20 protein-coding genes and 2 pseudogenes are annotated in these 25,956 nt (G+C 66.5%); 14 read left to right on the top strand and 8 right to left on the bottom strand.

All coding sequences use genetic code 11. From position 1 onward, the window contains the following. Nucleotides 1-121: 121 nt before the first annotated feature. The 7 genes and pseudogenes from ACZ4EF_RS27190 to ACZ4EF_RS27160 form a co-directional block, all read right to left on the bottom strand. A complete protein-coding gene (locus ACZ4EF_RS27190; RefSeq protein WP_467506680.1) occupies nucleotides 122-1,141 on the bottom strand; it encodes a hypothetical protein in 1,020 nt (339 codons plus the stop codon). Beyond that, complete coding sequence (locus tag ACZ4EF_RS27185; RefSeq protein WP_467506678.1) at nucleotides 1,135-2,157, bottom strand: glycosyltransferase family protein; 1,023 nt, start codon at nucleotides 2,155-2,157, stop codon at nucleotides 1,135-1,137. The genes ACZ4EF_RS27190 and ACZ4EF_RS27185 overlap by 7 nt, the downstream gene beginning before the upstream one ends. After that, a pseudogene (gene serS / locus ACZ4EF_RS27180) lies at nucleotides 2,158-3,452 on the bottom strand (serine--tRNA ligase). Further along, nucleotides 3,445-4,152 (bottom strand): histidine phosphatase family protein, encoded by a 708-nt coding sequence (locus ACZ4EF_RS27175; RefSeq protein ID WP_467348283.1) that lies wholly within the window; start codon nucleotides 4,150-4,152, stop codon nucleotides 3,445-3,447. The pseudogene serS and the gene ACZ4EF_RS27175 overlap by 8 nt, the downstream one beginning before the upstream one ends. Beyond that, nucleotides 4,149-5,012 (bottom strand): aminoglycoside phosphotransferase family protein, encoded by an 864-nt coding sequence (locus ACZ4EF_RS27170; RefSeq protein WP_467506769.1) that lies wholly within the window; start codon nucleotides 5,010-5,012, stop codon nucleotides 4,149-4,151. The genes ACZ4EF_RS27175 and ACZ4EF_RS27170 overlap by 4 nt, the downstream gene beginning before the upstream one ends. 53 nt (nucleotides 5,013-5,065) lie before the next feature. After that, a complete protein-coding gene (locus ACZ4EF_RS27165; RefSeq protein WP_467506676.1) occupies nucleotides 5,066-6,316 on the bottom strand; it encodes a methionine adenosyltransferase in 1,251 nt (416 codons plus the stop codon). Nucleotides 6,317-6,370: 54 nt separating this feature from the next. Beyond that, nucleotides 6,371-7,306: an ATP-binding protein gene (locus ACZ4EF_RS27160; protein WP_467506674.1), complete on the bottom strand. Its 936-nt coding sequence runs from the start codon at nucleotides 7,304-7,306 to the stop codon at nucleotides 6,371-6,373. Nucleotides 7,307-7,542: 236 nt separating this feature from the next. On the opposite strand from ACZ4EF_RS27160, the gene ACZ4EF_RS27155 reads away from it, so the two are divergent. The 6 genes and pseudogenes from ACZ4EF_RS27155 to ACZ4EF_RS27130 form a co-directional block, all read left to right on the top strand. Next, the gene (locus tag ACZ4EF_RS27155) at nucleotides 7,543-8,988 is read left to right on the top strand and encodes a carph-isopro domain-containing protein (protein WP_467506673.1); all 1,446 of its coding nucleotides are present in this window, start codon (nucleotides 7,543-7,545) and stop codon (nucleotides 8,986-8,988) included. An 11-nt stretch (nucleotides 8,989-8,999) separates the two neighbouring features. After that, a complete protein-coding gene (locus ACZ4EF_RS27150; protein ID WP_467506671.1) occupies nucleotides 9,000-9,956 on the top strand; it encodes an FAD-dependent oxidoreductase in 957 nt (318 codons plus the stop codon). A 351-nt stretch (nucleotides 9,957-10,307) separates the two neighbouring features. Continuing rightward, nucleotides 10,308-11,540, top strand: a complete 1,233-nt coding sequence (locus ACZ4EF_RS27145; RefSeq protein WP_467506669.1) for a hypothetical protein — start codon at nucleotides 10,308-10,310, stop codon at nucleotides 11,538-11,540. 253 nt (nucleotides 11,541-11,793) lie between these two features. Then, nucleotides 11,794-12,150, top strand: a complete 357-nt coding sequence (locus tag ACZ4EF_RS27140) for a hypothetical protein (protein ID WP_467506667.1) — start codon at nucleotides 11,794-11,796, stop codon at nucleotides 12,148-12,150. Nucleotides 12,151-12,204: 54 nt separating this feature from the next. Further along, the gene (locus ACZ4EF_RS27135) at nucleotides 12,205-12,513 is read left to right on the top strand and encodes a transposase (RefSeq protein ID WP_467506665.1); all 309 of its coding nucleotides are present in this window, start codon (nucleotides 12,205-12,207) and stop codon (nucleotides 12,511-12,513) included. 83 nt (nucleotides 12,514-12,596) lie between these two features. Next, nucleotides 12,597-13,382, top strand: a pseudogene (locus ACZ4EF_RS27130) (IS3 family transposase); the annotation flags it as partial. A 475-nt stretch (nucleotides 13,383-13,857) separates the two neighbouring features. Here the strand turns inward: ACZ4EF_RS27130 and ACZ4EF_RS27125 are convergent. After that, a complete protein-coding gene (locus tag ACZ4EF_RS27125) occupies nucleotides 13,858-14,871 on the bottom strand; it encodes a DUF6083 domain-containing protein (RefSeq protein ID WP_467506663.1) in 1,014 nt (337 codons plus the stop codon). A gap of 1,173 nt (nucleotides 14,872-16,044) precedes the next feature. Between ACZ4EF_RS27125 and ACZ4EF_RS27120 the strand changes: the two genes are divergently transcribed. The 8 genes from ACZ4EF_RS27120 (at nucleotide 16,045) to ACZ4EF_RS27085 (ending at nucleotide 25,896) form a co-directional block, all read left to right on the top strand. Continuing rightward, nucleotides 16,045-17,613 (top strand): UvrD-helicase domain-containing protein, encoded by a 1,569-nt coding sequence (locus tag ACZ4EF_RS27120; RefSeq protein ID WP_467506767.1) that lies wholly within the window; start codon nucleotides 16,045-16,047, stop codon nucleotides 17,611-17,613. Nucleotides 17,614-17,759: 146 nt separating this feature from the next. Next, a complete protein-coding gene (locus tag ACZ4EF_RS27115) occupies nucleotides 17,760-19,061 on the top strand; it encodes a GNAT family N-acetyltransferase (protein WP_467506661.1) in 1,302 nt (433 codons plus the stop codon). A 331-nt stretch (nucleotides 19,062-19,392) separates the two neighbouring features. Next, entirely contained in the window at nucleotides 19,393-21,525 is a 2,133-nt protein-coding gene (locus tag ACZ4EF_RS27110; protein ID WP_467506659.1) for a hypothetical protein, read from the top strand. A gap of 380 nt (nucleotides 21,526-21,905) precedes the next feature. Next, on the top strand, nucleotides 21,906-23,093 hold the full coding sequence (locus tag ACZ4EF_RS27105; protein WP_467506657.1) for a hypothetical protein: 1,188 nt from the start codon (nucleotides 21,906-21,908) through the stop codon (nucleotides 23,091-23,093). A gap of 208 nt (nucleotides 23,094-23,301) precedes the next feature. Continuing rightward, a complete protein-coding gene (locus ACZ4EF_RS27100; RefSeq protein ID WP_467506654.1) occupies nucleotides 23,302-23,895 on the top strand; it encodes an HNH endonuclease in 594 nt (197 codons plus the stop codon). Between the two features lie 109 nt (nucleotides 23,896-24,004). Next, on the top strand, nucleotides 24,005-25,027 hold the full coding sequence (locus ACZ4EF_RS27095) for a hypothetical protein (protein WP_467506652.1): 1,023 nt from the start codon (nucleotides 24,005-24,007) through the stop codon (nucleotides 25,025-25,027). A 66-nt stretch (nucleotides 25,028-25,093) separates the two neighbouring features. Next, a complete protein-coding gene (locus ACZ4EF_RS27090) occupies nucleotides 25,094-25,414 on the top strand; it encodes a hypothetical protein (RefSeq protein WP_467506650.1) in 321 nt (106 codons plus the stop codon). Further along, the gene (locus ACZ4EF_RS27085; protein WP_467506648.1) at nucleotides 25,414-25,896 is read left to right on the top strand and encodes a nucleotidyl transferase AbiEii/AbiGii toxin family protein; all 483 of its coding nucleotides are present in this window, start codon (nucleotides 25,414-25,416) and stop codon (nucleotides 25,894-25,896) included. The genes ACZ4EF_RS27090 and ACZ4EF_RS27085 overlap by 1 nt, the downstream gene beginning before the upstream one ends. The last annotated feature ends 60 nt before the right edge of the window (nucleotides 25,897-25,956 follow it).

Here is a 25,956-nt window from a genome sequence, read left to right as displayed (position 1 = left end):
GCTCAGGTAGACGTAGCCGCGCTTGTCATAACGGCTGGTTCCAAAGCCATCCCGACAACCACGTACAGAATCGCGTCCCCCGGCTCTTCACTCACGCGGAAACTTCCAATGCACGTGCGGATCAATGCGGCTCCGGCACCGTACGGAGCCGCCCCCGCTCCGCCGATTTCGCAGGCAATTCGCCTTCCATGCGCGATACAACGTCCGCCCAGTTGACGACCAAAGAGTGGGATGCCCGCCAGTAGCCGTGGAAGTGGCGGACGGCACGGCTTAAACCCAGCGCGGCGGCCTGGGGAGAGATCTGTCGGAGGACCCTCCGCGTGATGCTCCCGGCGCCGCGGGCGGTGGGGGTGATGCCGTTGGCGATGAGGAGGGTGGCGGTGCGGATGGCGTCGAGGGTGTCGTTAGGCGCCGCCTCGGCGAGGGGGCCGAAGATCAGGTCGGGCCACGAGGTGCGCGTGCGGACCCAGGCGAGGCGTTCGAGGGAGGTGCCCAAATCGAGGGCGAGGCGGTCGGGGTGGGCGGCGTTCCAGAGGAGGACGAGGTCGCCGAGGGGGGTGCCAGCGTGGTCGAAGCGGAGGGTGATGCCTTCGACTTGGCGGCGGCGCCAGATGGTGAGGCGGCCGTGGAAGGTGATGTGGCGGGCGTGGAGGCTCAGGCGCGACAGGACGCTGAGGAGTTGGTCGAAGGCGGCAGCGTACGCGTCCAGATCGGGGATCAGTTCGACGTGGGACGTGTTGACGAAAGACGTGAGGAAGCCGTCTTGCAGTGAACCGTCGGGTGCGCGCTTGGCGGTGAGGCGTACGACGGACTGGGGAATAAAGCCCTGGCGGTAGGGGATCGTGCCGCCGTCCTTGAGAACCGGGTCGAGCGCCTGGACGGCGGAGATGGTCAGCTCGGTCTCTCGGCCCCAGCGAAGGGGGAGGCAGGGGGCACGGGGGACGCCTTGTTCGGCGAAGGCCGATTCCAGGCGGGCGAGCAGGTCGGGCCACGGAAGAGCGTGCCGGGGTGGGCAGTACGGCGTCGCGTGATCCTGGTGGCGGATCTCCAGGCGGTCGCCGTCGATGGTGAAGTCCCATCGAGGCCCGAGGACTTTGCGGAGCAGGCGCGGTATCTCGATGGGGTCGACTGTGCTCAGCATGGCCGGGACGCCAGAGCCTCGAAGTGGCACTGCGGGTCGAAGCGCTGCTGCCCAATCGCCTGTACGTGAGCAGGGTCCAGGTCTTCCGTGCGAGTGATCGCATCTGCGAGTGCCCGCGCTGCCATCTCGTCGTCTGCCTCGGGCGGCAGGACCGTAGCCTCGCCGGTCAAGGGGCAGAGGGCGGCCTCCGCGCAGGTGCCCTCGCGCCAGGTCAGAGCTGCCACCGGTGTTCCTGCCCGCAGCGCCTCCCCGAAGACTGCGGCGCCGGCTTCGACGTAATCGCGGGCGTACGTATAGACAAAGGTTCCGGCAACGCGGAAAGCGGCGGCCTTGGCGGCACCGCCCAGTTCCCCGTCCCACTGGACATGCTCGGCGGCGAAGAGCCGTTCGTGGCGCTGGACGTACGCCGTGTCGAAGACTGGGCCGACCAGGCGTATGCGGCGGCCGAGGAGTTCGGCGGCGCGGAGGGCCAGGTGCGGAGCCTTCTGGGCGTCGATGCGGCCGACCCATACGAGGTCGTCGCCCGTGACCGCTGGTGGTTCAGCCTCGCCCAGGCCGAGGTGGACGGCCAACTCCGCACGGGGATGCCAAGCCGCGTACCGCTCGACCATCTCGGGCGAGTAGCAGTACAGCCGGTCCCGTTTGCCGTCGAAGGCGTCAGGTGCGTGCTGGAAGTCCGGGTTGTGCTGGAAGGTGGCGACGTCGCAGTCGAGCGTGTCCCGAACGCGGCGCCACGCAGGCAGTGTCGGGTACTCGTGGCCGACGACGAGCAGGTCGTATCCGGTGGCGGCAAGGCTGCGGGTGGCGGGCGAACCCGGTGCGATGTCCTCAAGCCGAACTGGCTTGCGGGTCCACTCGGGTCCGAGGTCGTCCCGCCAGCTCGGCCCGAGGAGGTGTACGTCGGCGCCTGCGGCTCTCGCCCCTACGGCGACTGCCCATAACCAGCGTTCGATCCCGCCGTACCCGGCCGGGGGAAATGCGTAGCTGCCAGGGAAGTCGCAGACGCCGACCAACACTTATGCCTCCGAGGGTGCTCCGTCCGCCGTGATCCGGCGGAAGCCGAGGTACGGACGAGGGATTGCGGGAGCAGGACGGAGCCGTCCTGCTGCTGGTGCTGTTCCAGGACCGCGGCCAGGGTGCGGCCGACGGGCAGGCCGGAGCCGTTGACGGTGGCGACCGGGGTGGGCTTGTTGTACTCGTTGCGGGTACGGATGGCGGCGCGGCGGCCCTGGAAGGTGCCGAAGTCGGAGATGGAGGAGATCTCGCGGTACGTGCTCTGGCTGGGCAGCCAGACCTCGATGTCGTACGTGAGCTGGGCGGAGAAGCCGGTGTCGCCGGCGGCGAGGGTGACGACGCGGTAGGCGAGATCGAGTTCCTTCAGGCACGCTTCCGCGTGGCCGACCATCTTCTCCATCTGGGCCCGGGAGTCGTCGGGTGCGCAGATGCGGACCATCTCGACCTTGGAGAACTGATGTTGGCGGATCAGCCCGCGGGTGTCGCGGCCGTACGAGCCGGCCTCTGAGCGGAAGCAGGGCGTCTGCGCGGTCAGGGCGAGAGGCAGCTCGGCGGGCGGGATGATCTCATCGGCGTAGAGGTTGGTGAGGGGGACCTCGGCGGTGGGGATGAGGAAGAGTTCGCGGTCGGCGACGCCGGTGGCGAACAAGTCCTCCTCGAACTTGGGCAGTTGGCCGGTACCCGTCATGGTCTTACGAGTGACGAGGAATGGCACGGAGTGCTCGACGTACCCGTGGCGGCGGGTGTGCAGGTCGAGGAAGAGCGTGACAAGGGCGCGTTCCAGCGCTGCGCCGACGCCGCGAAGGACGCTGAACCTGGGGCCGGACAGCTTCGTGGCCCGTCCGAAGTCGAGGATGCCCATGCCCTCTCCCAGGTCCACGTGGTCCTTCGGCTCGAAGGAGAATGTGGGCGGGTTACCGACCCGGCGCTGCTCGACGGCAAAGTCCTCGGAGTCGCCGTCGGGCGCCTCGTCGGCCGGCAGGTTCGGGATGGTGAGGAGGAACTGGGTCAGCTCCTCCTGGATCCGTTCCTGCTCGACCTCCGCCTCGCGGATCTGCTCCTTGAGCTTGCGGGCCTGGTCCTTGAGGGCAGACGTGTCGCCGCCCGACTTCGCCGTCTTCTGGACCTCGGCTGCCACGCTCTTGGACTCGGAGCGCAGCTCGTCGGCGATGCCGATGCTCTGGTTGCGGCGGGACTGGAGGGACTCCAGGGAGGAGAGGTCCAGGGCGTAGCCGCGACGGGCGAGGCGGCGGACCGCCTCATCTCCCATGTCGATCAGAGCGCGTGCATCATGCATGAGGGGGTCTCTCCTCGAGCGGGGTCGGTAGAGGATCGAAGTTAGCAAGAATGGACACCCTCCTCCGACCCGATTGCGTACGGTCACCTCCCGACGGCTCTACGCGACGGTCAGTTTGGCTCAGACCGTCGAGGAGACGCCCAATGAGCCGGACCAGCCGGGCGTCCGAGACGACCAGCGGGTCCAGGCACGCGGCTTCCGGGAAGAACAAGGGCATGGGCGAGTCCGGGGCTTCGGCCACAGCCCAGCCGAGGACGGACAGCAGAAGACCGTGCGCCACCAGGACACGCGGGCCAGGCCGCATCAGCGCAGCCTGGACCCCGGTCAGCATCCTGGCGATGCCTTCGCGTTGCGACTCGGCGGAGCCTTGCGGTCGGATCCACGGGCCGTGCCCGCCGAGCCAAACCGCGTAGTCAAGGAACGGGCCGCCCTCGAAATTGCCGTAGTCGAGTTCGTTGAGCCGCGGGTCGCTTTGGTGCGCGACCCCAGGAGCGTTGGTGAGTAGGGCGGCCGTCTGCCGGGCGCGCGAGAACTCGCTCGCAATCCACGTCCGCAAGCCGCTCAGGGAGCCGGTGTCGCGCAGCCGCTCGCACGCGGCGACTCCTTCCGGGTCGAGCGGGAGAGCGATGCTTGGGTCACCGTTCACCAGGTAGCGGGTGCTGTACGTGGTGCTCGCATGTCTGAGCAGGTACGTCGTCATCTCGCTGGGCTCCACTCGGCCTGGGCGCACAGAGCGTCGAGGACCGTTGCCATGCGGTTCACGCGCCGGTCGCCGCTCTCCTCGTAGTAGAGGAGTCCGTCGATTCCGATGAGGAGGCACCACGGGATGATGCGGGACCGACGGTTGCGAGAGCGGGATGCGGCTTGGCGGAGCCGTTCCTGCGTGCCGTCGCCGAGGCGGTAGTAGAGAGTCCAGAAGGCCCAGTCGAACAGAGCGTCTCCGTCCATGGGCACCGGGTCGAGGAGAACCGGTCGGCGCTGCCTCGTGAAGGCGACGTTCTCGCGGTACAGATCGGCGTGGAGTACGGTCCTGCGGCCGTGATCCTCTGCCAGTCCGTCCGTGTGCACGGCTACTCGAGCAGCGAGTTGGCCGTATGAGCTGCCGCTCCGACGCTTCTGTACGCGAGGCAGCACCTCGTCCCGCAGGTGGTCGGAGTGCGACGGAAAGGTTCCGGGCGGCACCCTCCGCCCAATGCTGTGGGCCTGCTGGATCGCTGCGGCTACGAGGGTGGTCTCGCCGTCCGGCGGTTCCTCGCCTCCCGGCCTCGGGCCGACCATGCGGAGGGCGGCCACCGACAAGTCGTCGTCCGTCGTCAGCACGACTCGGCCGGGACCCGGATGCCAGAGCCGGAGAGCGGCTACCTCCCGCGCGTATCGGCTCGGGTCGGGCCACGCCTTCAGCAGTACGGCGCGGCCTCGACGGTTGACGGCGGTCGCGAGCGCGGAGGCGTGTCCAGCGTCGTGGTAGCCGGTGAGAGTCAGTTTCCACTGGCGGCCGGCGGCGGCGAAGAGCTGCGGGACACGGTCCAGCCATGCGTCCGCCGCCGATCCGTAGTGCACGGTCAACCGAACTCGGCAGCTCGCAGAGACTGGTGGGAGGAGGGTTGGCGCGTTCAACTCAGCAGCACTCCATCCTGGATGAGTTCCTCCGTGAGGGCGGGGAATCCGGCGAGAGCCTCGACGACGAGTGCCTGGACCTTGTCCACCTGGGCCGCCGGTTCGGAGAGCCGGATCAGGATGCGCCACGGCTGGTCCAGCGGCTCACCCGTCGCGCTGACCAGATGCACCTCGGCGTGACCGCCCGTCTCCTGGTGGAGTCGGTGGGCCAGGCGGGTCGCGGCCAGGTTGTAGAGCTTGCCGACGTGGTAGACGGGGTTCTTGCCGCTGGCGCCCTCCATGTTCATGGGGCGCAGCGGGGTGATCAGGCCGTTGACCCTGTTGCCGCGCCCGACCACTCCCTCGTCCCCGGACTCGATGGAGCTGCCGGTGTAGGTGAGGTACAGCTCGTCCTTCTCCGGCACGTCACGGACGTTCAAGCGGAAGTCGACGGGGGTGCCGGGAAGGTGCAGGCCGGCGAGCCAGCGGCATTCGGCGAGGATCGTCTTCTTGTTGGCGAGGTACGCGGCGCGGTCCGGTACGAGCGGACTCATCTGGGGGACGCACAGCACGACGTCGGCGCGGTCGCCCTCGTAGTAGCCCATGACCTTGACGTCGGTCCCGCACCACGGGTGCGCTCCGGTGACGGCACTCGTACCGGAGAAGTCGTCGGCCAGTTCGCGTACGAAGGTCTCGAAGGGGCCCTGGGGCGCCCAACCGGTGCCCAGCGAAGTGTCGTTGGCCAGCAGGACTCGCCGCTCGCGCAGATCGTCCACCGACCGCGGGGCGAACCAGCGTGTGCGTTCCGGGGCATCGGCGTCGGTGATGACCGCACCCGGACTGGAATTGCTGGTGATGTGGAAGTGCAGGTCGAGGTGGTCGGCGAGAGACGGCAGCCGTTCGGAGAAGAAGGCACGTACGGTCTTCTCCGCCAACTCGTCCACGGGGATCTCGATGTCGCCGCAAGCCCGCGCGGCCCGGCCGTTGATCAGGACGCGAACGGGTGCCGTCATCGCGCCGGCGCCGTACTCGACGCGGCTCGCCCCGCCCAAGAGCGCGAGCTTGTCGAAGTTGTGGTGCAGCACAGCCCCGAAGTTCTCCAGGGTGTAGCGGCTGTACGCCTGCGAGAGCCGCTCGGCGAGATGGTCGGCGAGGGTGTCCGGGTGTCCCAGCCCCTTCCGCTCGACGATAGTGGTGGCGTCCGGATACGGCGTGCCGGTCTCGATGACGATCCGGCTTCGTCCAAGGTTCCTGGCAGTGCGGTTCACGGTGTGCTCCTGAGCATCTCGACGGACAGGGCGAGCGGGATGAGCTGAGCTGGGTTACCGCGGAACACCGGCGTCGCACAGACCGGTGATCAAGAGAGCGAGGGTTCGTACGACGCTCTGTGGATCGGGCGAGGCCATCAGGTCGCGCAGGTCCTCGGTGGGTACGAGGTCGAGGTCGTCAGGGCCGCGTCGGTCGAGCCACCGCATCAGGCGCCAGGCGGCGGCCGGACCGGTGACGGGGAGTTGGCTGATCACGTCAATGGGCAGCGGCGAGACCTCTGAGTAGACGAGGTCACGGACCAGGTGGAAGGCCGCGTCCATGAAGTCGCACATCGCCGGGCCCCGGGCGGCTGCCTCCCAGTCGACGACATGGACGGCGCTACCGGAACAGATGAAGTGCTCCGGCTTGATGTCGCCGTGCAAATACACGCAGTCCTCGTCGTCCAGGACGGCGAGCGCCTGTTCCAGCTCGGGCCACCAGGGCGCACGCTGGCTTGGCGATATAGGTGCACAGGCGTCGTCCTGTGCATTTTCGACCCTCGCCTGCGCTACACGCACCAGCGCACTCAGCCGCCGGGTACTGGTCAGTACCGCCTCATCGGCGACGATGACGAACACCGTCTTGCCCAGTTCCTTCGGAACCCATCCCCAGCCGTGCGAGAGGCCCTCCACCAGCGCGAGACCGCGGCCGGACGTGTCGTCGGAGGAGGCTTCCGACGCGACCGGCGGGCGGAGGGAATGATCGGTGACTTCGACCTGGAGGAACTGACCCGTCCAGTGCGTCCGTACCCAGCACTCGCTGCCGCCGTGCGTGAGGGCGTTGGCGATGATCTCGCTGGCGCACAACTCCACGTCGGCCAGGGCGGATTCGGACAGCGGAACTTTCCAATGCCGCGCCGTGACGGTGATCCTCCGCCGAGCGCGGCTGACGGCGTCCGCGCCGGCTCGGACGTGGAACTCCTCCGGAGCCGGGAGTTGCTGGTGGTTCATGCGGAGCCTCTCCTCGGCATCGGGGTGGTGGCGGCTGGCACCTGACGGGGGACAGATGCCAGCCGCCGGTCTGGTTGCCCTCTGTTGCCTGTTCAGCACACCGGATACCGTTCGACGGCAGGAGCCCATCAACCGGTCAACTCGGTCAACTTCGTTGCCGAACCGAGTGATCGTCCGCGAGAAGCGGCACCATGGGATGGGCGGAGGCGCGCAGCGACGCGGGGGTGGACCTCTGAATGAGCCGACGACCAGAAGGGCCGAATCTCCAGCTCGCCGCGTGCCTGAACGAACTGGGCTGGAGCCCCAAAGTCCTTGCGCGGAAGGTGAATCGGACCTTCGGTGACGGGACGGTTGCCGAGTCGGCGCCATACCACTGGCGCGACCACGGCAGCCTGCCCCGCTCGCCGTTACCGACAGCGGTCGCGCACGTGCTGTCCCAGGAGCTGGGCCGGACGGTGACCGTCGAGTGGTTATGGCAGGCGCGGTCGACGCCCTCGCAGGCGCTCGTGCCAGCGGACAGCGACCTCGCGCGGCCTTGGACCGCTCGTGAACTGGGAGGGATCATGGAGGACTGGGTCCGCAGCGGATTGCGCGACCGCCGGCACTTCCTCGCCGCCTCCGGCGCCACTCTCTTGGCCACCGTGTCGCAGTACGTCGACGGCCCGGCCGGGCGCGGGCAGTTCACCGACCGGCTGGCACACGCCACCGATGCCGACCCCCTCATCGACCAGGTCGAACAGAACCTCCCCCTCCTCCAACTACTGGACGACGAACACGGTGGGGCCCGCCACTTGTCCTACGTGGGGGCCCAGTTCCGCGCTGTCGCCCTCCTCCTCCATGAGGGTGGTCACTCCGCCTTCGCGACGGCGCGACTTCTGCACGCCCTCGGTGAAGTCGGCCAACTCGCCGGATGGATGGCCTTCGACGCCGGCGACCACGGACTGGCCCAGCGCTACTTCGCCACCGCCCTGCGCGCCGTTCACCAGGTCAACGACAAACCGCTGGCCGCGCACATCCTCGCCGACCTCGCCTTCCAGGCCGCCAGCCGCGAACACCCGGCCGACGCCGTCACCCTCGGCGAAGCGGCGGCCCGTACGAGCGAGGGCGCACCCGCCGGGGCCCGAGCCTCCGTGCTCTCCCGCCTCGCCTACGCCTACGCAACCGCCGGGCGCACGACCGACTTCGACCGCACCCGCGAAACGGCGCGCCTGCTGGTCGAGTCCTCATCTCCGGACGGTTCCGAACCGCGCTGGATGTACTACCTCACCGGAAACCACCTCGACTGCCAGGCGGGTTACGCACTCGTCCAACTCGGCCGCATACGCCAAAACGAAGGCGCCACCGCGGAAGGCCGCCGCCTCATCGCCAAGGGAACGACACTGCTCACCACCGGAGCCCACGACGTGCCCCTGGTCGACCCCAGCCAGCGCCGCGCCCTGTTCGAGGGCTCCTGGCTCGCCCTCGGCCACACCGCTCTCGGCGAGACCGAACTCGCCTGCCGGATCGCAGGAACCGCCACCCAACGCCTGGCCACCGTCCGCTCGCCCCGAAGCACTGCGCTGCTCCAGCAACTCGCCGCCGACCTGCGCCGCCGCCAGCGCAACCCGCACGTCCGAAGCTTCCTGCCGGAGCTGGAGCGCGGCCTCGCCAAGCACCCCGCCGAGCCCGCAAACGCGCGCTAGGGTCCGGTCCTGTGACCGGAGCCGAGAACGTAACCGTCATCGGAGCCGGAGTATCCGGCCTGACCACCGCCATCGTCCTCGCGGAGGCCGGAATACGCGTCCACGTAGTCGCCGAGGACCTGCCCGGCCGTACATCCCTGGCGGCCGGCGCGATGTGGGGCCCGTACCTGGTCGAGCCCAAAGAGAAGGTCGACGAGTGGAGCCAGAACTCGCTGGAGGTCTTCCGCGCTCTGGCCGACGATCCGAGTACGGGCGTACGGATCACCTCCGGCATCGAAGCCTCCCGCCATGCGGACGCCCCGCCTGACTGGGCGACGACGCTGCCCGGCTTCCAGCCCTGCGAGCCAGGCACGCTCCCTCCGGGCTTCACGACGGGGTACCGGTTCGAAGTCCCCCTGATCGACATGCCCGTCTACCTCGCTTACCTTCAGGGCCGATTGATCACGGCTGGCGCCACGATCACCCAGAGCACGGTCACGGACCTCGACGACCCCGCCCTCGGCCCCCTCGTCGTTAACTGCTCGGGCCTCGGAGCACGCCAACTCGCCGCCGACAGCGACCTACGCCCCATCCGCGGCCAGCACGTCATCGTCACCAACCCCGGCATCACCGAGTTCTTCTCCGAGGACACCGGCACCTCCCCCGACCTGCTGTGCATTTACCCCCACGGCGACACCGTCGCCCTCGGCGGCACCGCGATCGACGGCTGCGACGACCTCGCCCCCGACCCGGCCGCGGCCGAAGCCATCCTCCGCCGCTGCACAGCCGTCGACCCCCGCCTCGCCAACGCCCGCATCCTGTCCCACCGCATCGGCGCCCGCCCCACCCAAGCGGCCGTCCGCGTCGAAGCCGAGCACCGCCCCACCGGCCGAACCATCCTCCACAACTACGGCCACGGCGGCGCCGGCGTCACCCTCTCCTGGGGCTGCGCCCGCGACATCGATCGCTTGTGCCCGGCACCGCACTAACCCTCCGGGCCTTGGCGCGGACCTTGATTCGCCAGGACGACGGCACAGCATCAGACGGCCGCGGGGGACGAGTCAGGAGAGGCAATCATCTCCCTATGGCGAGATTCCCTCTCTGGGCGGCCGCCAGAGCATTGCGCGCCGGCCTCCGAGGCATACATCTGTCCAGCAAAGTGAGGCGGTCATACCGTGCTGCCTGACAACTCCCACTCACTGTCAGAGGGCGACTATACGGTTGTCAGTTATTGGGCTGTCTGTCCTCGCCGGTCACGGTTGATCCCTTCGCCGCTGCTGGTGGGTGCTCGTTCGGCACTACAGGGCGGCAGCGTGGCGTTGCTGGCAAAGGAGCTGGCAGTGGGTATCGACAACAGGCAGATTCAGACCGCGGTGATCGGAAAGGCGGATTCTGATGATCCGTTGGTGTGTCCGACGGACGCGCGAGAGCTGGAATCGTTCCGTGACGAATACGAAGGCGCGTCCTTCTGGTGCGGCGTTCTACTGGGAGGCTGTGGCGGCAAACTGACGACCAAACAGTACGACGACCGGGTATGCCACTTCGCTCATCTTCCCGACCCCGAACACCTGTTGCCGCAGTGCGGGCGCCGCGGGGGGTCGGCAGGGATCAGCAGCGCGGATCACCTGTACGTGAAAGCGGCGACGCAAACGTGGCTCCGCGAGAAGGGACATGCGCCGCGGTACGCCTTTGTCCCCCACGACGAGGCGTCCTTCGGGTCTGTCGTCGACGTCACCGGCGGGGTCCTCAGCCTCCGCTTCCACGTGGAGCCGTCCCTTCCGCCCGACTGGGAGGCCGCCGGGGAGCTGGTCCTCGGCCCTGGGGTTCAAGTTGATCAACCGACGCTGCAGCGCCGCCGTTACGTCAACCGGTTCAAGTTCGACACCGTGGGCAGCACCCGTGTGCTGCGGATTGGCACCCAGACGGCGGCTGACGGCACCGTGTGGTTTGAGGACGCCGAGCAGTGCGAGATCACTCCCGACGGTCTGCTGCTGACCCCGGTGGTGGAACGGATCTGGAGCACCCAGGGCCGTCACCCGGCTGTCCAGGTAGCCGATCCGGTCGAAACGCCCCGAGCACCCGTGCGAGTGACGCGTAACGCGCCCATCACCGAAGTTCGGGTTCCATTGCAGATCGGCGCTCTGGTGCGCCGCATCAAAACCGAGGTCCGCGCAGAACACGTCTCGTCGGTGCGCCTGTTGTGCCAGGAAGCCGAACGCAAGATGGACCTCTGCGAAGGACTCGCGCTCGTCGAACTCCGGCGGGCGGTCACGAGCGCCGGCACCTGGCTGGACCACCAGGACAAGCTGCGGCAGGTGGTCTTCCGGCGCTTGGAGGAAGCGGTGCGTGCCAAGGCATCGGGCGCGGTCCGATCCATGCTGGCGCAGGCGGACGACTTCATCAGCCGAGGCGATGATCCCAACAAGGGCGAGGCGGCGCTGCTGGATTCCCGCCAGACCATTCCGGGTTCCCCAGCGGGTCACGGCCACCGAGCTCCGTCCCGTCACCATGACTCCTCGGCCGCCGTCTGCTCCGCGCCTCCTTTCCCCACGCCCCGCCGGGGTGAACCGTAGAGAGGCCGACCGCTCCCGCCGCACGGCAGCAGCTGAGGTGCAACGCACCCTGGGACTCCTGCGTGGCAACCCAGGCATGTCTCATAACGAGCAGCGGCGCCTGGTCGTCGACTTGTCGAAGGCTGTGGCTGTCGCCGGTGACAAGCTCACCTCGCGCCAGCGCCGGCAGGCCACAAAGTGGGCCGTCAGGCAGCGCGCAACCATCCACGTCGACGGAGAAGCCGCATTCGCGAATACGGCATCGGATGCGACTGTGCACCCCAAGCGAGGAATCCCGGGATCGCTGCTGACGCCAGAGAAGCTGGCATCTGCAAGCGACGCGGTACGCGGGGCCCTCAAGGAAGCCGCCCGCGAAGGGACGACCACTTCTTGGACGCGGCTGCGCCAACAACTCGGCAGTGTCCTGCCGCGGACCACCACCTCCGAGCGGATCGCCGTACTCACTCACGTCGACCAGCCGACGCCGCCCGACGAACCACTCCTGTCAACGCTGCTGGCTGCGGGCGACCCCGACGTGATGACGTACTACCGCACCGTAGCCGCCACCTTGGGCAGGGACGCCCCCACCGACGACACCGAACTGCGCGCCTCCATCACCGCCTGGGCTTGATCCGCTTTGACGGACATTCGAGATCAGGGGCTCTGCCCCGGGAGGATGTCCATCATGGAGAGCATGGGGAAGAAGAAGCCTCGCCCTCGCCGCTCGTTCACGCCGCAGTTCAAGGCCGAGATCGTGGAGCTGTGCCAGCGAGGTGACCGCACGGTCGGCCAGATCGCCAAGGACTTCGACCTGACCGAGACCGCGGTGCGTGACTGGGTCAAGCAGGCCGAGGTCGACGCCGGCGAGCGCGACGGCCTGACCAGCGGCGAACGCGAGGAGTTGGCCGCGCTGCGGCGGGAGAACCGCTGGCTGCGCGAGGACGTCGACATCCTCAAGCGGGACACGGCTTTCTTCGCGAAGGAGACCCGGTGACGGTGCACCCGTTCATCGAGGCGGAGAAACGCGCAGGTCACAGCGTCAAACGCGCCTGTGAGCTACTTTAGGTCTCCCGAGCCGCCTACTACGCCCGCCGCACCGGCACCCCTGGTCCCCGCGCGGTCCGCGACGCCGAGCTGACCGAGCAGATCACCGCCGTCCACGCCAGGTCGCGGGGAACCTACGGCACCCCACGCGTCCACGCCGCTCTCCAGCATGAGGGCGCCGCGTGTGGGCGTCGCCGTGTCGCCCGGCTGATGCGGGCGGCCGGCCTGGCAGGCGTGTATCGCCGACGTCGGCACCTGACCACCGTCCCCGATCCGAAGGCCGCCGCCCGTCCCGACCTCATCGCCCGGGACTTCCAGCCCGACCCCACCGCGCTGGACGCCCGCTGGTGCGGCGACATCACTTACATCCCCACCGACGAGGGCTGGCTCTACCTGGCCACGGTCATCGACATCGCCTCACGCCCCGTCGTCGGCTGGGAGACCGCCGACCACATGCGCACCGACCTTGTGGCCGAGGCCCTGACCGCCGCGTGCCGGCAGCGCCGCCCGAGGCGGCCGGTGATCTTCCACTCGGACCGCGGGAGTCAATACACCAGCCAGCAATTCGCCACTCTGGCAGACCAGTTCGGGGTCCGCCTGTCCGTCGGCCGTACCGGGCAGTGCTGGGACAACGCACTGGCCGAATCGTTCTTCGCCACCATCAAACGCGAACTCCTCGACGCGACCTTCTGGCCTACCCGGGCCGCCGCACGCACCGCGATCTTCGACTTCATCGAGAGCTGGTACAACTTGCACCGACTGCACAGCAGCCTCGACTACCTCAGTCCCGCCGACTACGAGACCGCACACGCAGCCTGACCACCACACCAATGGTGTCCGCCAAAGCGGAACAAGCTCAGTCCGGCCAACTCCGCATCCAACCTGCTGCCCCCTGTATCCCCGCCATCACAGCTCGTAGCACCTCACGGTAGTGGCCCGACCCGTGCGCCGGAAGATCTCCCCGGAGACGCGCCACGGACCAAGCGACAGGGCCACCTTCGGCTGATCCCCTCGAATAGGCTGCCTGATCGCAGCCAGGACTCATGTCGCAGCCTTAAAATGGGCCCCAGGTTCCGCAGCGTTCGCATGCGGGCAGACCAAATACAAATCACGACCGTGGGCGGGGCGGTCATACGGGTGACCACCGATCGAATCCCGCTCCGCGTCGCGAATCTCGGTGCCCTACCTCACTGGCTCGCCATGCCGCGAGCGCACCGACGCCGCTGACTCCCGACATGGAGCCGGCTTCTTTATTCCCACTATCGAATTTGAGCCGTGGGAGTGCACCACTGCTTTATATGCCTTCGTTAGCAGTGGGCTTCTGCCAACGCCGATGCACACGAGCACGGCGTTTCTCGACCCGCGCGCACTGGTAGCACAGCCATCCTTCTTCGACCAGAGCAACTGTCTTGTTACCACAGCTTGTGTTCGCACAAGTCCTGGAGTTACCGGGCCCAACGTGTACCGAGAAGGCACCGGCAGTCAAGAGGGAAGGAGGAGGGCCTTCCGGGCGTTCGGTGACGATGAATTCGGCGTGAACGTTGACGCGGAAGTCGACCCATTCTTTACGCACGTGGTCCGGTGCCGAGTAGCCGATGTGAACGCGACAGCGCTGGTCCAACCATCGCTTGCTTGTCATATAGTCCAGAGCCCGCAGGTCCCATACCCACATGCGACCGCCGTTGATGTTGAGGATCTGCTCGCCTTCCCGGCCTGGCGCGGTCGGGGTGTCGATCAACTCCCAGTCACCTTCGGTATCGTCGAAGACCCCTCTATTGCAGCGCTCTCCGCTGCTACCCGCGGTGGCAATACACCGCAGGTCTTTGAGCGCTCCTGGCGCCAGGCGTAAATCCGAAAGCGTAGCGAAACGTACAGTGTGCCGGACATCACCGGGGAGGGCGGCATTATCTGGCTCCGGTTCTGCGACCTCTTCCTCGTCGGCCGAGTTTACCAGCCGCGGAATGAATCCACCTTTGTCGATCCTCTGCCGCATTCGCACGCCCAAGATACGGACAAGGTCATCTAACTCTGATGGCAGATCAACGTGCTCCAGGGCGGGGCAGATCGACGGATGCGGCAAACGGCAATGATCGGACGACGGATCAAAGCCGGGATAAGCGACTCCGCGGGCGACGTACCAGGAAAATTGGGCAGGGACGGCATGCTGGGGGAACTCGTTTGTCAGGGGTATTCGCTTGGAGTCATAGCGATCGAACCACTCAAGCGGAGTGCCGCAGTAATAGCAGCGATCCACCGCCTTACTACGCAGCAAGCGACTACTGTTCGAACTGTGAAGACGTAATCCCATAGGTTCCCCACCGCCGTCAGTTGGACACGATCTTGAAAATCAATCGCTCTCAACGCATCCAGCCGACGGCCGCCCCGCCGCCGGCATCCGATGCCTGGCAGTGTGCCACCTCGTAGCGCGGGAGGTGTCCTTACGTAGGGAGATGTACGTACCACCTCGTGTCCCCTTGCGCCGGCAGTTGTGCCGTCATCGCGTTCCGGAGACGCGCGTATCCGCAACAGATCGAGGGCCATGCACGAGGCGAGCGCGATCACGGCCCCATACGGTCCCGTAGTTCCGGGGCTTGCCTGAGAGCCAACCCGCCAACCCGATACCAACCGAGTCTGCACTGCCCAGGGCCACCGGCGTAAGGGATCTGATCGATGTGACGATCGACCTTCAGATATCCCCTTTAGAGTCCTCCGACTCCGTCGATCAGGCGAGGCCAACGGTCTGACAGCACACTGGTGTCAACGACCTTGGGCACCCCTCTCGGCGCCAACGACATGCGCTGGGGGAAAGACCACTGGATGGTGGAAACGGGACTGGTCCTGAGCTCACCTCCGCGAGCGCGGAAACTCGAGCAGCCCGGTCCTCCGCAGCGAGACCAGACGCGGTTCAGACCCGGCTCTCTGTCGAAGCCGGCGCTGGACCGATGCCGTGAGCATCAGGCACCTGTCGCAGTAGCAGTGACTGTAGGACGATACGACCGAGGCGCGATCAACCGGCTACGCTATGCAACGTAGCGGTAGCCTTCCTAACGCGAGGTTGTCTGTGAGCAGTTCGCGATCCCGTCCACCGTCCCAGGAGCCGGACGGCGGGCAGTTAGACCTCTTCGGCTCCCAGGCCAAGCGGAAGACTCCGCGACAGCCGACAGAGTCGGCGGAGCTGTTCTGGAATCCCCAGGCCGAGTTGCGGAGCTTAGTTGGCGAGCTGAGCCGGACGACCAAGCTGAGCTACGGGGCAGTTAATGCCCAGATCAACAAGCGGCTGGGCATCAGCAGCAGGACAGGTGCTGATCTTGATTTGATCCGCCAGGCGGTTGAGGTGGCGAGGACGTGGCTGACCGAGCTCGCCACTGAGGATTCCTCCCCACAGGACACGTCCGCTCGACACATCCCCGCGCCGCCTCGTGCGACCTCGGGAGCAGAGCACCCCGCGGCGTCCTGGGCTCGCCCACAGCGCGCACCGGGGCTGCGGGCCACCGAGGAACAGGACGCGGCGGTGGAGACGTTCCTGTCCCGACAGCACCTGGCCTTGCAGGCCGGGGCCGGGACTGGCAAGACGACGACATTGACCCTGCTGGCGAAGGCCGATCGGCGGCGCGGCCGCTATCTGTCATTCAACAAGGCGATCGCTACGGACGCGGCCGGCAAGTTCCCGCCTAACGTGGCCTGCCGTACGGCTCATTCGCTGGCGTGGGAGGCGGTCGGCCGCCGCTATGACCAACGGCTGCGGGCACCTCGCAAGCCCGCGTGGCGGGCCGGCGCCGCCTTGGGGATCGCGCCGACGATGCAGGTACGGATCGGGGACCGCACCGTCACCAACAAGGGCCTGTCGTATGCGGTCGTCCGCACGGTGCGGCGATTCTGCCAATCGGCGGACACCGCCTTGCGCCCGCACCATGTTCCGTGGCTTCGAGGCCTGGCGGCAGAAGACCTCCACCATCAGCTCGTCAAGATCGTCTTGCCGTATGCGCAGAAAGCCTGGGAGGACCTCCAGAACGCGACCGGCGGCGCGATGCGCTTCGAACACGATCACTACTTCAAGATGTGGGCGCTGGGGCAGCCGCTGATCCAGAGCGATTACCTGCTACTGGACGAAGCCCAAGACACTAACCCTGTCTTGGAGGAGGTCTTCAACGCGCAACGGTCTCACGCCCAGCTCGTCATGGTCGGCGATTCTGCGCAGGCAATCTACGGTTGGCGTGGGGCCCGGGATGTGATGGCCGGCTTCGACGGCGAACATCTCGCACTGTCTCAGTCCTTCCGCTTCGGCCCGGCTTTGGCGCGAGAGGCGAACCGCTGGCTGACTGTGGTGGAGTCCCCTATCCGGCTGATTGGCGCCCGAGCTCTGACCACCACCATCGGCCCGTCGGACACCGCTGACGCGATCTTGTGTCGTACTAATGTCGGCGCGATGGTCGCCATCCTGCGGCTGCTCGCCGATAACTGCCGAGTCGCCCTGGTCGGTGGCGGCAAAGCACTGGAAGACCTGGCCGTGGCCGCCGGACAACTGAAGGCCGGGCGCCGCGCCAGCCATCCGGAACTGGTGCTGTTCAGCACGTGGGGCGAGCTCCAGGAGTACGCGGAGTTCGACCCTTCCGGGCAGGACCTGCTGCCGCTGGTCGAAATCATCGACGAGCACGGCGTGGAGGTGATCCTGGCAGCCGTACGACGTCTCTCCGAAGAGCACGACGCCCAGATCGTGGTTTCCACCGCGCACAAAGCCAAGGGCCGAGAATGGCCGTGTGTGCAGATCGCTCCTGATTTCGAGCCCACGCCCAGCGAGGAAACCGATGAGCGGGGTCAACCGATCTCACAGCCTATCGACGTGGAGGAAGCCCGCCTGGCCTACGTCGCCGTCACCCGCGCGCGCCAGCACCTGGATCCCGGCGGCCTGGCCTGGTTCGACCACCACCCCGACGCGCCGCCGCGTGACCACACCGCAGCCAAGCCCCTGGCACCGCTCGGGCAACCTGCACCAGCGGGGCGACTCAGGCTCGAAGGCTCTCCGTGGGACCGGCTGGGACCGCCTCCGTGAGCCACGCACGCGCTGAGAACAAGCCGGACAGGTCGTATCCGACCGACCCCAACCGAACAGTACGGACCTCGGCGGTGCTGGCAAGCCTTCCGCTCACCTTCTTGTGGCCCCCTGATCGATCCCTCTAGAACTATGGAACAGAGCGCATGACCGAGCGAATCGTCTACCTCGACCCTGCTCCGCACAACTGGCGCTCCCGCAAAATCAGCGTCCGGGCATCCCGCTGGTACGCCACAGTCGAGCTCGACCGCGATGGGTACGTCGACGCAGCAGCCTCGCAAGGTCACGATGCCGAACTACCCACCCCGTACAAGGAGGCCGTGGAAAGGGTGGTCAGCGCGTCTACTGACCGCATCTGGTATGACGGCTACCCGGGCAGCTTCTCCTGGGGCGACGGACCACGTTGGATCACTCTGTTCGTACAGTTCTCACACGTAGAGGCCACGCTCGATGCGCTACGCATGGCCGAACTCGACCATGACTACAGCAAGCTCCACGCAATCGCTGACCGACTGACGCTCCCTATTGATGCCTGGCTTGCTCCCGGCGAGCGACAGCTGGTCCGCGGCGTCGACTTTAAGGCGCCCCCTGGCGCATTCCTGAGATTTCTGCGCAGCAAGGCAAACAACCAAGGAGTGCGCCTCAACGGCCGAGCAACAGCCGGAAGCGTGTGGGTCCGGCCGACACTGACGCTTGCTGCGAAACAATTACGAGAGAGATACCCGGAGCAGTATCCCGGATGGGTCGACCGCTGGAGTGAGTACGTCGAGTCGGAAGAGGCGTCTTTCCGGCCTTGGGTGGGCGGCAGGAACCAAGACCTCAGTTACGGCGCCAAACCCGTCGCGTTCCGCGCAGTCGCGACGCCGAGCTACGACGAATGCCCCTGCGGCTTGAGCCTGCGAGAGTCCTGGAACGACAGCAAAGAGCACACCACCCACCATGCGGCGTGGGCGTTCGGCCTTCGGGCGCCCAAGAACCTGGAGTGGTGGGGTGCCCTGGCCATCGTGACGACGCAGTCACCCATCGCGTGGCGAAAGCTGGCCTACCAGATGGGGCGGATGCCCCAGAAGGAGAACCACTACGACTTCAACTCGTGGTCCCACCTTCGTGAGCCCGAGGTGACCCCCGACAACGTGCGTGCCTACCTGTTGAGGGCGAACGGGGATGTCATCGGTTACCTGGCTGTCCACGACGTCAGCGACCACCGCCGCTGGGATCTGGTCGAGGGATCACCAATTGGCGAACGCGATGACACTCTGCGCCCTCTCATCGACCTGATCTGGGTGGCAGACTCCTACCGCCGCCAGGGCATAGGAGCCATGCTTGTTCATACACTCGCTGACGACTTCGGATGCCAAGTCACCGACATCTCCTGGTCGACCCCGGTCAGCGAGGCGGGCCAGCGCCTCGCACGCCGGATCTCACCCGAGGGCATCTGGGTCAGTTGACCCGCGAGTATGCCTGAGTGTCGCCAATTAGCGTGCATCCCAACGCGCTCTAGCGTTGCGGACAGTCTTCGGGAGAGCACCGATCTCCGATGCCCATCAGCCGGATCAAGCCCGGCTCCTGGTCGGCTCCGCAGTGCAGGGCACATGGCCTGGGCATCCATGAGTCTGTTGAATGGTTACAGCAAGAGAGGGTTACATGGGCAAGCGCGGGCGTCGGCGTGACCGAGAAGCAGCGGCACTCCAGGGCGCATCTGGGTTCAGTGCCGTCCTCGACGTGGATGAGGAAGTAGACGGACCCTCGTACCTGACGCCCAGCCAAGGTGTCCCACTCTTGAGGATCGTGATCGGCGTCGACACCCCCGATGACGTCCTCAAGCGAGCACTGCGCTACTGGTCGCTTACAGAGGACGGCTCCTGGAGCAACCGTGTCGCGGACCTTGGACCGGTCAACTGGGTAGCAGAGACAGTGAAGGGCCATGCACACGCGCAAATACTGACGCTTGGGTGCCTCGACTGCGGGGTAGCTCCTACCGCACAGACGCGCTCCGAACTCGACGCCATCCGCAGCAAATACGACGGCAGTTATCTTTGCCAGAAATGCGCGTCCCGGCCCCAGCCAGCCATTCCTCCTCCCGCGCGCTCTCCTGAACAGGAAGACGCTCAGCATCGTGAGAAGAACGAAGCCGAGGAGACGCCCCAAGGGGAGCCAGCGCCAGGTCTCGAACTTGACCTCCTGGAGGACGCGCCAGAAGAGCTCGTCGCCATCGCCAAGCAGTACTGGAACCTCACCCACATCGATCTGGAGGGCCAGTACGCGATCTGGGCAGGGTCGGTCAAGACAATCGACACCGCTGGATGGGGGCAGGCATATATTGCCGCCGGTGCAGCCGTCAGGGCTCGCATGCCCGGCCGTTCCTGTCCCATGTGCTCTGGGCAGCTCACTCTCACCTCACGCACAGCGTTTGATCAAGCGTGCTTCGGCTCGCCTCCCCCCTGCGTGGACTGCAGCCCGGCTTTGCTGGAGAAGATGACGAAACTCCGCAACTCCTCGCGCAAAACCGGTACCCCTGCGCGGAAGCAGAGCACTTCACGTTCCCAACGCCACAGCACCGAAGCTCGGTGGGACGAGCAGCAGACAGAAGCGATCCGCGCCCAATACAAGGTGACCTTTCTGCAGCAGGACTCGCTGCCCACCGCCAGCGTTCGGATCGAGGCCACCGCTCTGGCCCTGCTCCACTACGCGCCGTCCACCACGCCGATCGGTCCCCTCCGGCTATGGGCTGAGCCACTGGACCCTGATCCCTACCGCACTGCGGGAGATCTTCTGGCCCACAGCTTCCTCCGCATCCACCCCGACAGCACCCCTGCTTCCTTCTGTTGGCAGCCGGAAAGCTTCCACGAAGCGATTACCGCCGCCGGCGGTGACATCGACGCCGTTCAACCGCCTCAGCTCACCAACAGGTACTACGCTGGAGAGGCTGTCCACTACGTGCCCTATGGCACGTCAATGGGAACCGCAGTCGAAAATCTCGTCGCACACTTGACTACACGCCTCGCCCTCGCTGCTCTCGACCAAGAGCGCAAGGAGGAGCTGCTCGTCCTAGTCCAAGAGCTCATCGCGGCCGAAGCTCTTCGCTACTTCGACCTCCAGCTCGCCAAGCGCCACCTCCCGCCTGTCCCCGACAACCATCTGGCACGGCTGAGGGACATCGCGCAGCGCGGCAGTACAACCCTGGCGCTCGGAGAACTGAACAACCTCGTCTGGCGGGCTGCTCGCTCTGCAGCGGACGCGGCCCAGCGCAACCCCCAAGCCCCACGGGCAAACATCAGCACTTTCGCCGTCAACTGCCTTGAGACATACGTCCAGCAGGCCCTAACGGACATCCAACCGATCAAGCCGTACACCTTCGATGCCAGCCTGCTCGCCGCCCTTACCCGCACCGTCTTCTACACCATCCTCAACGCCGACCCGTTCACCACCGGCGTCGACCAGGCGGATCAGAACCTGCCCGAACCCGCTCCTCCTGCCACCGAACTTGCCAATCAAGACGACCGGCCGCAGCGCGACGAGGACCCTGGCGCAGATACAGCCGGGCATTCCGAAGAAGACAACGAGACGGCCAGGACCATCTTTAACTGGCTGGCTCAGCACCGCAGCGAATGGACCCCACAAGACTTCGCAAACCACCTCCTATACCTGCAATCACAGGCTTTCGCCCCACGGCCCACTCCGGAGCACCACGCGCAAGCGGCGACCGCTGGCCACATGAGGGACCTGTACCACGACCTGGCGTCCCTGACGGACGGCAACAGCCAAAGCGCGGTGCTCGCGGTCTGCTCGGCGGCACAACACCTGCTCGGCGATCGAGTGCATGGTGCAGTGGGGGCAGGAATCGTGGAACAGTTCGTACTGCGGATCCTGCCGGAGCAAACCCCTGACCTCGCCCCGCACGACAAGTCGTAATGAATAGGTGACACGTCGGGCAAGGGGGCAAGCAGACCGGAATCCTGTCCCCGGTCCGCGCTCAGAGCCGCCTGAACTTGTTTCGCTTTAGCGGATACCGTCGGTGTGGTGGTCAGACCGCGAGGGCGGCCTCGTAATCGGCGGGTGAGCGATAGCCGACACTGCTGCGGAGCCTCTGCAAGTCGCCCCAGGCCACGAGGGCTCCACATCATTCGGCCTCAACGGCGTGCGCCTGCTTCGCGAGACCGCGTGGCCCAACCCCCGCCAAGGACACGCGCGAACCAGCGCACTGTCCGTGCCGCCGCCATCGCCGACACCCGCGTGTCCTTCGCTTGCTCCTGCCCTAGCCGGTCAGGGCAGGAGCAGGACCTGAAATCGCAATGGAGAGAGTCGCATTAGCTTCGATCGACGGTCAGGATGACTATGTGTCATCTCCAAGTCAGGGCCACCAAGTCGAGGACTACGCCCGCCGCCTCGCCGGCGGTCTCGGGGTTCCCGATTTCGTCTACGAACCCGTTCTGGTTCGCCGAGGTAGCAGCAGTCGCGAGGTCAGCGACGGCCTGCTGGTCGCCGGTTCGGACGGACTGATCATGCAAGTCAAGAGTCGCGAAAGTGAGGCGGCGAAGGGTGACACCCCCGAAAAGGCGATCAGTTGGAGCCTCAAGAACGGCATGGCCGCCAAGGGGCAAGGATCGGGAACTCGACGCACGCTGGCGACCAACGCTGTACGCATGCGGTCTCTCCGCGGTTACGAACGCGACCTGCCCGACGCCGGTACTTGGCCCGTCGTCGTGATCATCGACCATCCGCTCGCGCCCAACGCGACGTTCGAATCCTCGTCGGACACCTTGTTCATTTCCTCGTCCGACTGGCTCAACCTGCACCGCATGGTGCGGTCCACCGCGGGCGTGATCAACTACGTGCTCAGAGCATTGAGCAGCGGGATCCCGGTGCCGCTGGGAGACGAAGCCAGGCGCTATGGCGCCTTGGCCGAAGCCGATCTGCGGGCGGCGAGCGGACTGACGTCCTTCCCGACTCTTCCGTACGGTCCGCTCGGCGACCAGGAACTGCAGGACGTCGCTCTTTTCGATGACCTTGTCGAGTGCGTCGCCGATCCAATCGGCGGTACTGGGTGGGATCCCGAGGAGTACCTGATCATCGTTGAACAACTCGACCGCACTCCGCTCATCGGACGCGGCCGGATCGGCGCCAGGATGCGCCAGAATTTCATCGAGATGGCGAAGACCAAGGCGAGCCGCACGTTCCGGGCCTTCGACCCCTCCGGCTGCGGCGACCGTCTGGCGTTCCTATACGCCTATGACGACGGCCGGTACGGGGATGACGGCCAGCGGTTCGTTGCTGAAGTCGGCTGCTACACCGCGCTGCGCCAGCACCAGGCCCTCGATGCCGGGGCCGACGCCGGCTCCGCCACCCTCGGCGTTGGCATGCTCCACCACCCCGAACGCGGACGACGCTATGCCTTCGCCCGCTTCCCCGGACGCCCAGCCGCTTTCCCGGAGGACCTTCGCCAATCCCTTGAAGGGCGGTACGGAAACCCGCGCCTCTGACAAGGCCCGCCCGGGTGGACGTGAACGGGCGGTATTCCGACCACCTCCCCGGTCCGAGCACCGCCCCGGTGAGGAAAGTCCACCCCTACGTCCACGCAAGCTATTCAACGGGCAGCGCGGCTGGCCAGGCTGTCCGACCCGATCCGCCGCTGAATCCATCAGCGACAGGGGCGGGACCAAGTTCACTGAGCCCCATCAAGGGTTCTTCATGACCAGCTACCACGTGAGAGTGGCAGGCAAAGCTCACTCGAACAAACTTGTGCGCGAGCACCCCGCGTTCAGCAAATCTGGCCCAGTGCTACGCCTTCCAACACCACGCGGGATCCTCCCCTCCTGGGTGCGCGACGCCGTGCTGTCCGCTGCCGGCGGATGGTGCACTTATTGCGGAAGCATGGGTATTCGCGCCGAGGTAGTCGACCACGTCGAGCCTCTTGAGCAGGGCGGTGCCGACGACATCACAAACCTTGTTCCCGCCTGCCGCTCCTGCAACGCGAGCAAGAAGGACCGCACTCCAGCGCAATGGAGGAAGAGCCTGGAACGTCGTCACTACGGCCCGTCCAAGTGGTGGGACGATCCACCATATCCGGACATTATGGACTACACCGATGCCGGATTGACGCATCTGGTGTGCGAGATGCAAAGCGAGGTGAGGGCAGCGGCGCGCTCCCATCAAGAGCGAGCCACTACGAGAATGAAGGCGCGCGTCGATCGCCTTGACGCGAACCTGCGTAACCTCACCCCATCTCAGAGGGAGGAGGTGCTGAAAGCGCTGCGTGCACTCATTGATCAATATGGCAGCTGACAGCAGCGGCAGACACAGAGCGCGATCATGTCCTCCGAGAGTGTCCGCAGCCACGGCCTCCCGCGCAAAACCGCTCGGGGTTGTCAGACCGGAGGAGCACAATCGGACCATGTGGGAGATTCCGCGTTTCCAAATGCCCGACGGGGCGAACATCGTCGGCCGCCAAGGCGACCAGATCCGCATCAGCATCCAGATGCCCGTCGACGAGGACGGCTTCTTCGGGCGGCAGTGCCCCGAGTGCAAGCTGCTCTTCCGGATGGACGCGCAGGATTACCACGCTCTTCCCGACGACCTGATCCTCTGGTGCGTCTACTGCGGCCACAGCCAAGGACACTCTGAGTTCATGACGCCTCAGCAGCGCGAGCGCATCATGGGAGCCGCGCAGGAGTTCGGCGCGCTCTACGTCCGGCAGGCACTCGGTGACGCATTCGCCGGCCTCGCCCGGAGCACACCCCGCAACAGTCCGGTCTCCTTCTCGGTCTCGTCGAAGCCCTACTACCCGCGACCGTTGCCGGGCATCGACGAAGAACGGCTCGCACGTATTCGAGCGTGCGCGGGATGCAGCGTGAAGTACGCCGTGTTCGGCGAACACCGCTATTGCCCCGTCTGCGGCCTGCTCCCCGCCGCCACTGTCGCCTTCGACGCGCTCCAGGCCGACACCACCCGCCTCGACGCCCTCGCGGCACTGCCGACGGAGACGAAGAGGGTCCTGCGTGAGCAGGGTGTCTTCACCAGGAGCTGGGTCGACACCATCGAGAACGTCGTCGGCACCGTCGAAGCCCTCGCCTCTGCCCTCTTCCGCGCCAAGGTCCCGGACGCCGAGGCTCGCCGCAAGGGCAAAGGGAACGTCTTCCAGCGCCTCGACGACACCGCCGACCTGCTCACCGCAGCCGGCTACACCGACCTCCGTACGGTCCTCGACGCACCCACATGGCAGCGGCTGACCCAGACCTGGGCTATACGCCACCTCTTCACCCACAGCGACGGCATCGTCGACCAGAAGTACCTCGCGAAGGCCCCTGGATCTTCCGCCCGGATCGGCCAGCGGCTGATCATCACCGAAGCCGACTGCCGCCACGCCATCACCGACGCCACAGCGCTCTGCCAGGCCCTGGTCGACCTCACCTCGTAGGACAGAGCCTTCGCGGCCTCGCCAGCCGAGTACCGCAGCCGCCCCGTGTCCGGCATGCTGGGAGGTATGAGCAGGTACGCGACGGCCAAGCCGTACACCCTGCCGGAGTCGCTCGCGGAGCTAAACGGGCCGACGACCGGCATGGTCACGCTGCCACGCACCATCGACTGGGGCCCCCACTACGTCTACGACCTCGGCGACCCCGCAGACCTCGTGCTGATGTACGAGCGCGTGATCCGCGAAGCTCAGACACCCAACGACCTGCGGACCTACCTCCACGGGACAACCTTGCGCCGCCTGTGGCCGAGCTTGTTCCTCCCCGCCCCGGCCCGCGCCGCCTGGCTCACGAAATTCCCCGAACTCGGCCGATCGGCAGCAGCGGCCTAGTGGACGACGAACTGCATCACCGCCTCATCCGCATCGGCCTGGAAGCCCTGGCCGACGACTACGGATACGCCCTCGCTGGCGGCTACGCGATCCAGGCCCACGACATCGTCGAACGCTTCAGCGAGGATGTGGACCTCTTCGCCCCCATCGAACGGGCCCGGGACGAGATGCCCGCAGCAGCAGCATGTCTCATCGCCGCCTACGAGGCCGCGGGCTACGACGTGGAACTCGCGCAGCAGGTCGACACCTACACCCGGTTGAACGTCACCGATCCGGTGACCGGGGATCGCAGCAAGGTCGAGCTGGTCGCAGAATTCCTGCACCCCCCGCCGGTCGACTCCGACCTCGGACCGGTGCTGCACCGCGACGACCTGGCCGCGGGCAAAACCAGCGCCCTCTACAGCCGCACGGAGGTCCGCGACGCCATCGACATCGACGGGCTGCTCAAGGCTGGTACTACAGGTGGGCTTCGTGTCCGCTGACTGAGTGACGCGTTGTTCAGTGTGTGGAGACGTTGCATGATGTGGAGATGTGGGCGGAGT

It is taken from the genome of Streptomyces sp. NPDC025721 (genome assembly GCF_055558595.1).
This window is presented reverse-complemented; position numbering and strand designations above follow the sequence as displayed.